Genomic DNA, 12725 nt, shown 5'->3' with positions numbered 1-12725 from the left:
GGAGTCAAATTGATGTTAAAAAATATAAGTTTTGTAAACGTAAATTAGAATGATAAATTATAGTTTAGATTATTATAAATGCTTTTAGAAAAGAAAAAAGGCTAGAACATAAGTTCTAGCCTATAAGAAACTATTTTTCAATTCTTGTGTAAGGAATTAAAGCGATGTTTCTAGCTCTTTTGATAGCTTTAGCTATTCTTCTTTGTAACTTAGCGTTAGCTCCTGTTACTCTTGAAGGATTGATTTTTCCTTTATCAGATACAAATCTTTTTAAAAGGTCTACATTTTTATAATCAATTTCTTCAGCTTTAACTCTTAATTTAGCTCTTCTTCTTCTGAATTCTGCCATTTCAATTAACCTCCTTTGATTTATCCTAAATTCTTATAATTAGTCTTGTTTAACAACGATATATCTTAGTAATTCTTCAGCGATGTTTAATTTAGCTTCAACACCAGCGATTTGAGTTCCTTCGATTTCGAAATTTGCTAATACATAGAATCCAGTTTTTTTCTTATCAATAGGATAAGCTAATTTTCTTTCTCCCCATTTTTCACTTTTAGTTACTGTAGCTCCAGCTGCAGTTAAAATTCCGTTTACTTTTTCAACTACTGCATCTCTACCTTCTTCTAAAATTGTTGGGTTGATAATGTACATGATTTCGTATTTTTTCATTATTTTACCTCCTCCCTATGGTTTTAGCCCAAAACACAAAAGATTTTGAGCAGGGCAACAACATAATATAACATTTTTTTTATGTTTTTTCAAGTAGTTATTTTATTTTTTTGAGCTTCTTATCCAAGGTGGAAGATCAAGTTCTGATCTTTTACTATCATCTATAGTAGCTGTAGTCACTGTTTCAGGTTTCTTTGAATCTACACTGATAAATGGTTCACTTTTTTCTTGCTCATTAACAAAGTTATTAGCTATTATAGTAACTTGAACTCTATCTCCTATTTCAGGATCAATTACAAGTCCAAACATTACATCATCAGCAGTTTTTCCAGCTGCATCTCTAATCATATCAGAGATAGTTTGAGCTTCCATTAGAGTAATATCTGGTGATCCAGTAATATTAATAAGTATTTTACTTGCTCCAAGAATAGATTTTTCTAGTAATGGAGATAATAATGCTTTTTCAGTAGCCTTAACTGCTCTATTTTCTCCTTCTCCTTCTCCAAATCCTAATACGGCAACTCCTGAATTTAACATAGTTGCTTTAATATCTGCAAAGTCAAGGTTGATAAGCCCATTTCCTATCATTAGATCAGCAACCCCTCTAATACCTATTTTTAAGATATTATTTGCTTCTTTAAAAGCATTTTGAAGAGTTATAGTTTTATCTGGTAATTCAAATAACTTGTCATTTGGTATTATAACAAGAGCATCTACTGCTTTCTTTAAATTTTCTATTCCAACATCTGCATTATTTTTTCTTTTTCTTCCTTCAAAAGAGAAAGGTCTTGTTACAACTGCTACAGTTAAAACACCTAATTCTTTAGCTACTTTAGCTATTACTGGTGCAGCTCCTGTTCCAGTTCCTCCACCCATTCCTGCTGTTATAAATAGCATATCTGTTTCTTCTAAAAGATTTTTAATTTTTTCTACATCTTCTTCAGCTGCTTGTCTTCCTATTTCAGGATCTGCTCCTGCTCCTAATCCTCTTGTTAATTTTTCTCCAAGTTGAATTCTAACATCTGCTAAAGATTTATTAAGGTCTTGAGCATCAGTATTTGCTGCTATATATTCTACTCCTCCTACACCAGAAGAGATCATATCATTTATTGCATTTCCTCCTGCTCCTCCTGCTCCTAATACCTTTATCTTTACTAGCTCTTGATCTATCAACATAAAACGCCCCCTTACTTTTTTACTTTAATATTAAATAAAATTAGAAAACCAACTTTTGATACCCTTCATTACTCCATTTTTCTTCTCAGGCTTTTCTTTTTCCTGAGCTTCTTCTAGAATTTTTTCTAGATTTTCTAAACTCTCCTCAATGTCCTCTTCTTTTTTCTCTTGAATTTCTGGTTCTGGTGAATTTAGTTTTGCCTGTACCTTATTATACTCATCTTCCATTACTTCTGTAAATATACCAATTACAGTAGCTTGACTAGAATCTACATCTTCTAAACCTCTAAAAGCAGTTGGAAGAACTTTTCTTACTACATAACCTGTTTTTTTATTTATTTTATCAAGGAGACCATCAATTACAACTGCTCCTCCTGTTAAAACTAAACCTTTTCCTAAATATCCATTAAATCCAGATTCTTCTATTGTTTGAGCTATAAAATTAATTATATCCCCTGTTCTTGCATCAATTATATTTTTTATATCATCTACAGCTACCTTTTTATTAGTTCCGCAATAGATATGAGCATCATGGATCTCTTTATCTCTTAATTTTGAAAGTATTTCAAAAGCTTCCTGTTTTGATATTTGGAATAGATAACTTATATCATTTACATAGTGCATTCCACCAAGAGGAAGAGATTTTGTATAGATTAACTTATCATTTTTAAATAGAATTATATCTGTTGACCCCTCACCTATATCAATAAGAGCAACTCCCATTCTTCTATCTTCATCATCTAAAACTGCTTTAGCTGAGGCATAAGCATTTAAAAGCATATGTTCAACTTCTACTCCAGCTCTATTTACAACCTCTACAAGTTTTTCTACTTCTGCTTCATCTATATAGATTAGATGAACATCCCCTTGTATCTCTTTTCCAACAGTTCCTATTGGATTTTTTATAATTCCAGAGTTATTTACTCTTATGTTATATATCTCTTTCTTTAAAATTCTCTCTTTTCCACTAAGTAGCTCATGAGCTGACATTCTAAAAAGAGTTTCTACCTCTTTTTCAGTTATCTCTTTCTCTTCAAACTGATATTTCATATTTGTAGTTCTAGATTTTATAGCTTCACCACTAATTCCTATAGCTACTTTTTCTATATTTTCTCCAGTTTGATCTCTCAATTGCCCTAAAGCATATGCTACACACTGACTAAGTTCTTCAGGATTTTCTATAACAGATTTTTTCATTCCTCTACTTGGAACTTCTGCATAGCCTAAGACTTTTAATTGCGATCCATCACTAGATAGTTCTCCAATGACAGCTTTTATCTTCATATTTCCAATGTCTAATGCTGTTTTTACTATACTATCTTTCTTATTTATCACCGCTTTTTTCACCTACACTTTTTACTATGAAATCGTTAAATCTCAAGTCTATATATTCTACCTTCTTAGTTTTTATTAATTCAGAATATAGTGTTTCTACAACTTTATATTTTTCTTTCTCTACTTTTTCATTAGTTTTTATAATTGTACCATCTATTAAGATCATCTCTATACAATCTTTATCTTTTCTATAAATTTGGGATATAAGATCTTTTAAAAGAAATCCATCTATCAAATCAAGTATATTTTTTAGTTGAGGAATCTCATCTTTTTTCTCTGTCACAATAAGTGGAATATCTTTTTTGATATTCTCATTAAATGTACCAAATATTATTCCATCACTATCTACTAAGTAGATGCTATTCTTTACTTGAGCATAGTAGGATAACTCCTTCTCTTCTACAATTATTTTAAGTTCACCTAATGAATTATTCTCAAATTTTATATCTTTTACTCTTACATCTTTTTTAAGCTCTTTTTCCAGCTTTGAAAAATCCAAATCCCATATGTTACTATTATAAATAGTCTTTCCTAGTTCTGTCAATTCTAATAATAATATTTTTGGATTTCCCACTATATCTACTTTATTTATTTTAAAATAATCTAAAGTTAAAAACTTTGAAGGAATAGAAAAAACTAACCAACTCATTCCTAATAAAGTGAAAGTTCTTATTATAAATCCCAAAAAAATCCCCTCACTTATTATAATTATAATCTATTTTTTAAAAGTATCTACCATAATTTTTACAACATCATCGTAACTATACCCTTTTAATGTTGCTAAATCTGGTATAAGACTTGTTTTAGTCATTCCTGGTAGAGTATTTACCTCTAAGAAATATAGTTCATTATCTTTTAAAAGAAAATCACTTCTTGAAATTCCTTTTAATCCTAAAACTTCATGAACTTTAACGGCATTTTTTAAAGCTTCATCATAAGCTTTTTTATCTATCTTAGCGGGATATTCATGTACTGAACCACCTAAAGCATATTTAGACTCATAGTCATAAAACTCATTTTTAGGTATTATTCTTAAAACTCCAAGTCCTTCACCATTTATAACTCCAACAGTAAGTTCATCACCTGCTATCATCTCTTCTATAACAATCTTTTTATCTCCTAAAGCTTCCACTGCTTTTTTAGCTTCATCTTCATTGTTACAGAAATATATTCCCACACTTGATCCCTCAAGAGCTGGTTTTATTACTACTGGATATGAATCTATATCTTTTACATTTTCAAAACTTTTTGGAGTTTTTATTCCAGCTGCTGCAACTAATTTTTTAGTAAGCACTTTATCCATAGCTACTCCACTTGCTGTAGCTCCAGATCCTGTATATGCCTTTCCTAACATATCCAATAATCCTTGTACTCTTCCATCTTCTCCAAATCCACCATGAAATGCTAAATATGCAAAATCATACTCATTATCTGTAAAAGCAGAGATCAAATTATTTTCATTTACATCTACTCCATAGGCATCATAACCTTGTTTTAATAGACTTTCTAATATTGCTTTTCCACTATTTAAAGACACTTCTCTTTCAGAAGAGATTCCTCCCATAAAAACTGCTATCTTCAAAATTAAGCCCCCTATCTTCTTTGTTCTCCTTTAACTATGATAATCTCCTCTTCAAGAGCTATATCATATTTCTCTTTTATTGTTTTCTTTACAAGTTTTAAAATATTTGAAATATCTTCAAAAGTTGCATTTCCTCTATTTACTATGAAATTAGGATGCTTTTCTGATATTTGAGCCCCTCCAATCATAGTCCCTTTTAAACCAGCTTCAGATATTAATCTCGCTGAGAAATCTCCCTTAGGATTTTTAAAAGTACTTCCTAGATTTGGAAGATCAAGAGGTTGTTTACTCTCTCTCAATGCTTGAATCTCTATTACTTTTTTTAGATTAAATCCATCTTGAAACTTAAATGTAGCACTTATAATTATCCAGTTTTTTTGCTGTATCTCTGTATGTCTATATGAAAAATTTATATCCTCTTTTTTGATTCTTCTTATTTCGTGATTTTCATCAAATATCTCTATTTCAGAAATACAATCAAAGATCTCACTTCCATAAGCTCCTCCATTCATATATACAAGTCCTCCAACACTTCCAGGAATTCCTGCAAGATTTTCTAAACCTGTATAATTATTTTTATTCATAAAAGCTATTAACTTATTGAAGTCAAGTCCTGCTCCTACCTCTACAACTCCTCTTTCAATCTCTTTTATCTCATTAAAGTTTTTAGTAGAAACAAAAGTCATATCTAAGTTTCCATCATCTATAAGAGTATTAGTTCCATTTCCTAAAAGAAATATATTTTCATTATTTTCTATTATCTCTTTAAGTTCATTTTTATCTTCTACTACTATAAATTTTTTTGCTACTCCTCCAACCTTCATATTTGAATGTTGTTTCATCACATAATTCTCAAAAACTTTCATTATCTAATTTTCCCTTCTAATTTATCTGCTATTCTATGTGCTATCTTAGAAATATCTCCAGCTCCCATAAACATAAATACTTCATGCCCTGGACAGTTTAATACTTTTTCATCTACTTTTTCTGGATTTTTTTCTATAGTAACCTTTTTATTATTTAATACTTTTCCTAAATCCTCTACTGTTACACCAAATTCATCTTTTTCTCCAGCAGCATATATAGGTAAAATTATTACCTCATCTGCTCCAACAAAAGCATCATTAAAGCTATTTAAAAGGAATTTTACTCTACTGTAACGATGTGGTTGGAAAATTACAGTAATCTTTTCATTTTCAATAGTTTGTGCCCCTTGTAATGTAGCTTTTATCTCTGTTGGGTGGTGTGCATAGTCATCTATAACTTTTATTCCTAACTCTTTATCATTGAAAAGAATATCATATCTTCTCTTAGATCCTTTAAAATGAGTTAAAGCTTTTCCTAAATAATCCTCTTCAACACCAAATTTCTTTGCAAGATATATAACTGGTAGAGAGTTTAGTATATTGTGATTTCCTGGAACTGATAGAGTATAGTTACCTACTAACTCCCCTTTTATATAAACATCATAGTTTATCTTTCCATCTTCAACCTTTATATTTCCACCATAAATATCTGCACTTTTATCTTTTATACTATAAGTTTTTATCTTGTCACTATTTTTTCCTAAAGCAACATTTTTTAGGTTTTCACAATCTATACAAACAATAACCTCTTTCTCTGTTTGATCCATAAATTGAGAGAATGATTTATTGATATTTTCTAAACAACCATGAGTATCTAAGTGATCCTCTTCAATATTTGTAATTATTGAATATATAGGATTCATATATAAGAATGAGTTATCACTTTCATCAGCTTCAGCTATAAAATACTTTGATTTTCCTGGTTTAGCATTTGATCCTATTTCTGGAAGTATTCCTCCAACTACTATTGTTGGATCTTTTTCTAACATTACTGTTGACATCATTGAACTTGTTGTAGTTTTTCCATGTGTCCCTGCAACTGCTATTCCAGTTTCATCATTTAATAACATAGCCAAAAGTTCTCCTCTTTTAACTATTTTTATCCCATTGTCCATAGCATATTTATACTCTGGGTTATCTTTTTTTATAGCACTAGATGCTATTACCATATCACTATCTTTTACATGTTCAGCTTCATGAGTATTATATACAGTGATTCCCATACTCTCAAGCTCCTCTGTAACATAACCTCTAGTAAGATCAGCTCCCTTTACATCATAACCTTTTATCTTCATAATTTTAGCTAATCCACTCATTCCAATACCATTTATTCCTATAAAGTAAATCTTTTTCATCAATCTAATTCCTCCAAATATCTAAATTGTTAATAATTTTTTCCACTGCATTTGATTTCTTCAAAGCTCTTACTCTAACTTTCATAGATTTTAAAACCTCTTCATTTTTAATTAACTCAAGAGCCTTTTCAATTGCTGCATCTGCCTCAGCATTTGTATAAACTAATGCTGAATTATTTTCTTCTAAGATTTTTGCATTATCATATTGCCCAACTTTTAAAGAATTATATGGAATTATAATTGATGGTTTTTCTAACTCTATAATCTCTGAAATAGTCAATGCTCCAGCACGACATATTATAAGATCTGCTGCTGCCATTATATTTATCATATTGTTAAAATATGGTTTAACTGTGTCTGACATCTTTGTTTTAACTATCTTTGTTGTAATTTCATCATAATTTTTATTCCCAGTTGCCCAATATACTCTAAGTTTTTTATCTTCTAAAAATTTATCCCAATTTTTTATAACTGCATCATTTATATCTTTAGCTCCAAGACTTCCTCCAGTTATAAGGATAACTCTCTCTCCATCTTCAAGTTTTAATCTCTCTTTTTCCTCATTTTCACTTACATAGTTAATCTCTTCTCTCAATGGATTTCCAGTTACTTCAAACTTTCTTTGATACTTTATTGGAATATCATCATATGTTTTATCAAAAGCTAAGAAAGTTTTCTCTGCAAATTTATAAAACACTTTATTTGTCCAACCTAAATTTGCATTTTGTTCTTGCAGATATATCTTCTTTCTCAATAAAATTCCACCAATTATAACAGGAACAGATATATAGTTTCCAAATCCTATTATAGCATCTGGCTTCTCTCTATACACTATTTTTATTCCTTCCCATACACCTTTTAAATATTTTAAAATAGTTTTTATAGTTCTTGGTGGCTTTATATCTAATCCTATAAATCTAAAACCTGCTTCTGGAACAATATCCTTTTCCATTCTAATACTTGTCCCTACAAAAAGCACATCTATGTTCTTTATTTTTAATCCTTCAGCAACAGCAAGGGCTGGATATATATGCCCTCCTGTACCTCCAGTTGTTAAAATTACTTTTTTCAAATTTTTCACCTTCCAAAGATTTCTCTTACTAGCTCTTTAAATACCTCTCCACGATGTTCAAAGCTTTTAAATTGATCAAAACTTGAAGTCGCTGGTGAAAGTAGAACTATTTCTTCGTTATCTTTATCCAATCTCTCTTTCATATTTAATAGACAATTTTTCATATCTCTTAATAGATAGATTTTGTCTTTGTCATATCCATTTTCTAAAAGCATATCATTCAATTGATCTGCTATATCTCCTATTAAATAAACCTCTTTTACATTTACTTTTATCAATTCTATTAGAGGCAACCAATCCAGTTTTTTATCAAATCCACCACAGATAAGAATACAATTTTTAAAAGCTTCCACTGCAAATTTTGTAGAATCTATATTTGTTCCCTTAGAATCATTTATAAATTTGATTTTTCCATAATTAAAAAATTCTTCCATTCTATGTTCTATATTTCCAGTAGTATAAAGGAACTCTCTTATTTTTTCATCACTTATATTTAATATCTTTGCTATTGCCACAATAAACAGAACATTTTCTCTATTATGCTCACCTTTTAAAGTTAGTTTTGAACACTTTAAAATTTCAATGTCATCTTTATAAAGTATATCATTTTTTATAGAGAAATCACAATTATTATTATTTTTTCCTATAAAAATTTTTCTACCACTCACAAAATTTGATCTTTTTATAATCTCTTCTGAATCATTGTTTAAAATAAAATAATCAGACAAAGTTTGATTTTTTCCTATATTAAATTTTGTGTCATAATACTCTTCTACGCTCTTATATCTTGAAAGATGATCTGGAGCTAAGTTTATAACTAGAGCTATATTAGCTTTAAAACTATCAAGATTTTCTAGTTGATATGAACTAAGTTCTAAAACTACATAGTCTAAATCCTCATTTTTTAATAATAGATCTGCAAAGGATACCCCTATATTTCCAGCATATTCAGCTTTATATCCTGCATACTTTAAAAGTTCTGTAACCTTTGTTGTAGTTGTTGTTTTTCCATTTGTCCCTGTTATAGCTATTATTTTGCTCTTTTTACCCATATATTTTAGCATATATCTATAACTTAATTCAATTTCATCTATAACTTCAATACCTTTTCTCTTAGCCTCAAGTACAAGTTCATTGTATGGTACTCCTGGACTTTTTATAAAAATCTTTATCTCATCTAAATACTCTAATCCCTCTTTAGAAGATATTCCTTTTTTATCATCTACTAAAATTACATCATATCCTATTTTTTCTAGTAATCTATATCCTCCTAAGCCACTTACACCTGCTCCAAATACCATAGCTTTTTTCATCTGTATCACTTCTCCCATAATAGACGTAAAACCACGGTATTATCCGTGGTTCTATTTTATAATATTCCTCTCATTCTAACTATTCCCAATGCTATTATTCCAAATATCAATGTAGTTATCCAAAATCTCATTGTTACCTTTGTTTCAGCAAGTCCTATTAATTCAAAGTGATGATGAATAGGTGCCATCTTAAATACTCTCTTTCCTCTAAGTTTGAAAGATCCAACTTGAATTATTACTGATAGTGCCTCTACAACAAATATTATTCCAATTACTGGTAATATAAGTTCCTGTTTTAAAAGAATTGCTACAACTCCTAAAACTCCACCCAATGTTAAAGATCCTGTATCTCCCATAAATATTTGTGCAGGATAGAAGTTATACCATAAAAATCCTAATCCAGCTCCACATATAGTTGATAAAAATACTGTTATTTCTCCTGATCCAGCTATATAATAAAGATTTAAGTGCTCACTTAAATTTACATTTCCTGTAAAATATGAGATTCCACCAAGAATACTAGAACAGATAATCATAGGCATTATTGCCAATCCATCAAGTCCATCTGTTATATTTACTGCATTTGATGTTCCCATTAAAATTACTATTACAAAGAGTAACATTCCTATACTTCCTAGATAAAGCATACTTCCTGAAAGAAGTGGGTTTATTATTGATAGATCCAAAACTCTATCTCCTGTTAAGCCTAAGAAGTTTACAAAACTCCAAACTAAGATTCCTATTAATCCTTGTCCTAATAATTTTTTCTTTCCTGAAAGTCCCTTTTTATTTACAGTAAACTTTTTATAATCATCTATAAATCCTATTGAAGCAAATCCCAACATAGAAATTAGCAATAGAATTATAAAGCTATTTGAAATATCTGATACAATCAAATTTGTTATAAGCATAACAATTACAATTAAAACTCCACCCATTGTAGGTGTTCCCTTTTTTGAAAGGTGTGAAGCTGGTCCATCATCTCTTATTTTTTCTCCAAACTTCTTTACCTTTAAATAATTAATAAATGGTTTTCCAAAAATTAAAACTAACAAAAATGATAGTGTAAAACTTATAAAACTTCTTAAATATATAGACTTTAGGAACTCTAAACTCTCAAAATACTCTCCTATTAAATATAACATCTCTTTTTTCTGCTCCTCACTATTTTATTATCTCTTCTAATTTCATACCACGAGAACCTTTTAATAAAACTGCTATTTTTTCAGTTTCATTAGCTATTAATTTAACTATGTCCTCTTTATCATTAAAACATCTTATTTTATCATTTTTTACTAACAAATCATAAGCTTTTTTCATTCTCTCTCCATAAAGATATATTTTATCACATTTTATAGAAAGAGCCTTTTCTATAACTTCTCTATGAAACTCAATCTCTTTCTCTCCTAACTCTAACATATCTCCTAAAGCTACAATCTTTTTCATATTGTTATAAAGTTTATCAAAGGTATTTAGTGAATATTCCATAGATATTGGACTGGCATTATAAGCATCGTTAATATAGATTATATCCTCTTTTTCTATCTTTTGAAATCTCATAGGAGTAAGATAAAGATTTTTTAATCCCTCTTTTATCTCTTCAGAAGTCAAACCAAACCTTTTTCCTATAGCTATTGCCATCCCTGCATTTAAAGCATTATGTTTTCCATTTAAATTTAAAGTATACTCACCATTTTCTATTTTAAAACTCATGCCATCATTACTATCTATAAAATCTTCTATAACAAAATTATTTTCTTTATTAAATCCAATTTTATTTCCTACAACATTTTTTAAATATTGATCATCACCTATAATATAAGTATTTTCTGAAGAAACATAATTCAACAATTCAGTTTTAGCTTTAAAAACATTTTTCCTTGTTTTTAAGAACTCCAAATGAGAGTCTCCTATATTAGTTATAACCCCTATATCAGGTTTAGCTATACTAGATAATAGATCAATCTCTCCAAAGCCACTCATACCCATCTCAAGCACTACAACTTCATCTTTTTCCTCTAATTGTAATATTGTAAATGGTAATCCAATATGGTTATTATAATTTCCTTCTGTTTTTTTAGTTATATACTTTCTAGAAAGAACAGAGTATATCATATCTTTAGTAGTTGTTTTTCCATTACTTCCTGTAATAGCTATTACCTTTAACCCTAAAGCCTCTCTATACTCTTTTGCAAATTTTTGCATAAATTCAACTGTATTTGGAACTTTAAAAACTCTTTTATCATCACCTAAGTAATTATCAGCTACTACAATAGAAGCTCCCTTTTCTAAAACCTCATTAATATATTTGTTTCCATTATTTATAGCAAAAAAAAGATCTTCCTTTTGAACTTTTCTACTATCCATAACAACATTTTCTATTCTATCTAAATTTAATTGCTCTCTTATTCCTAATAAATTATCAAGAACTAAAAAGAGTTTATTCATTTTTCATCGCCTTCTCTTTCTATTTCTATTTTAGTTTCAATGCAAAATCATACAAAGAGTTATAGATTTCTACTTTTCTATCTCCTAATTTCTCAATAGTTTCCATTCCATGTCCAGTTTTAACTAAAATAGATGTTAACCCTGCATTGAATCCAGCATCAATATCAGCTAATGTATCTCCTATCATATATGAATTTTCTATATCTATATTTAAATCTTTAATTGCTGCATCTAACATTCCTGTTTTAGGTTTTCTGCATTGACATTCTACTTTATATTTTCCAATCCCTTTTTCAGGATGATGTGGACAATAGTAAAATTTCTCTATATTAACTCCATGCTCATTTAATCTATCATTAATATAATTGTTTAATTTTATTAAATCATCCTCTGTATAAAATCCTCTAGCTATCCCAGATTGATTTGTAACAACTGCTAAAGTATATCCCAATGAAGAAAATATTTTTAATGCATCAACTACATTTTTTTCAAATTCGAAATCTTCTATTTTATGTAAATAATCTTTCTCTACATTTATGGTTCCATCACGATCTAATAAGATTGCCTTTTTTTTCATTATCCTATATAATCCCTTCATTTTACTAAATTTATCGTACTATAAGATGATACCTCATATTTTACTTTTTGTATATAGCTTTTTTAATTAATTTTTTAAACATCTAACTAAGTTCATTTTTTCTTGTATATCATTAGGTTTTGGCAAAGTGCCTTTGCATTTAGCGATTATTAGTCAAGTTAAGTTATCTAAATTTCTTTTTTTAACATCAAGTTGTCTCCATGTCATTGAATAAAGAATCCCTAGGCTCATTCTGTTGTATGGGTATCGCAGGAGTTCCACTCCTGCATCTCAAAAATAGTAGTCGCTAAAGCTTCTCTATTTTTGG

General features: G+C 29.1%; 13 protein-coding genes. All 13 read right to left on the bottom strand.

Going from position 1 to position 12725, the window contains the following annotated elements:
• Nucleotides 1-130: 130 nt before the first annotated feature.
• A complete protein-coding gene (locus I6E31_11755; GenBank protein MCF2640635.1) occupies nucleotides 131-349 on the bottom strand; it encodes a 30S ribosomal protein S18 in 219 nt (72 codons plus the stop codon).
• A gap of 39 nt (nucleotides 350-388) precedes the next feature.
• The gene (rpsF, locus tag I6E31_11750; protein MCF2640634.1) at nucleotides 389-673 is read right to left on the bottom strand and encodes a 30S ribosomal protein S6; all 285 of its coding nucleotides are present in this window, start codon (nucleotides 671-673) and stop codon (nucleotides 389-391) included.
• Between the two features lie 102 nt (nucleotides 674-775).
• A complete protein-coding gene (gene ftsZ, locus I6E31_11745) occupies nucleotides 776-1849 on the bottom strand; it encodes a cell division protein FtsZ (GenBank protein ID MCF2640633.1) in 1074 nt (357 codons plus the stop codon).
• Between the two features lie 30 nt (nucleotides 1850-1879).
• Entirely contained in the window at nucleotides 1880-3184 is a 1305-nt protein-coding gene (gene ftsA / locus I6E31_11740; GenBank protein MCF2640632.1) for a cell division protein FtsA, read from the bottom strand.
• Nucleotides 3174-3869, bottom strand: coding sequence for a cell division protein FtsQ/DivIB (locus I6E31_11735; GenBank protein ID MCF2640631.1), 696 nt, complete (start codon nucleotides 3867-3869; stop codon nucleotides 3174-3176). The genes ftsA and I6E31_11735 overlap by 11 nt, the downstream gene beginning before the upstream one ends.
• A 30-nt stretch (nucleotides 3870-3899) precedes the next feature.
• Nucleotides 3900-4766, bottom strand: a complete 867-nt coding sequence (locus I6E31_11730) for a D-alanine--D-alanine ligase (GenBank protein MCF2640630.1) — start codon at nucleotides 4764-4766, stop codon at nucleotides 3900-3902.
• Between the two features lie 11 nt (nucleotides 4767-4777).
• A complete protein-coding gene (gene murB / locus I6E31_11725; protein MCF2640629.1) occupies nucleotides 4778-5632 on the bottom strand; it encodes a UDP-N-acetylmuramate dehydrogenase in 855 nt (284 codons plus the stop codon).
• On the bottom strand, nucleotides 5632-6987 hold the full coding sequence (murC, locus tag I6E31_11720) for a UDP-N-acetylmuramate--L-alanine ligase (GenBank protein ID MCF2640628.1): 1356 nt from the start codon (nucleotides 6985-6987) through the stop codon (nucleotides 5632-5634). Before murC ends, murB begins: the two co-directional genes overlap by 1 nt.
• A 4-nt stretch (nucleotides 6988-6991) precedes the next feature.
• Nucleotides 6992-8068 carry an undecaprenyldiphospho-muramoylpentapeptide beta-N-acetylglucosaminyltransferase gene (murG, locus tag I6E31_11715; GenBank protein MCF2640627.1) on the bottom strand — a complete coding sequence of 359 codons (1077 nt, stop codon included), beginning with the start codon at nucleotides 8066-8068 and terminating at the stop codon, nucleotides 6992-6994.
• On the bottom strand, nucleotides 8065-9372 hold the full coding sequence (gene murD / locus I6E31_11710; GenBank protein MCF2640626.1) for a UDP-N-acetylmuramoyl-L-alanine--D-glutamate ligase: 1308 nt from the start codon (nucleotides 9370-9372) through the stop codon (nucleotides 8065-8067). The genes murG and murD overlap by 4 nt, the downstream gene beginning before the upstream one ends.
• A gap of 56 nt (nucleotides 9373-9428) precedes the next feature.
• Nucleotides 9429-10517, bottom strand: a complete 1089-nt coding sequence (mraY, locus tag I6E31_11705) for a phospho-N-acetylmuramoyl-pentapeptide-transferase (GenBank protein MCF2640625.1) — start codon at nucleotides 10515-10517, stop codon at nucleotides 9429-9431.
• 19 nt (nucleotides 10518-10536) lie between these two features.
• Nucleotides 10537-11820, bottom strand: coding sequence for a UDP-N-acetylmuramoyl-tripeptide--D-alanyl-D-alanine ligase (locus I6E31_11700; GenBank protein ID MCF2640624.1), 1284 nt, complete (start codon nucleotides 11818-11820; stop codon nucleotides 10537-10539).
• 25 nt (nucleotides 11821-11845) lie between these two features.
• A complete protein-coding gene (gene gmhB / locus I6E31_11695) occupies nucleotides 11846-12397 on the bottom strand; it encodes a D-glycero-beta-D-manno-heptose 1,7-bisphosphate 7-phosphatase (protein MCF2640623.1) in 552 nt (183 codons plus the stop codon).
• Nucleotides 12398-12725: the final 328 nt, after the last annotated feature.

The organism is Fusobacterium varium (assembly GCA_021531615.1).
GTDB classification, from domain to species: domain Bacteria; phylum Fusobacteriota; class Fusobacteriia; order Fusobacteriales; family Fusobacteriaceae; genus Fusobacterium_A; species Fusobacterium_A varium_C.
This window is presented reverse-complemented; position numbering and strand designations above follow the sequence as displayed.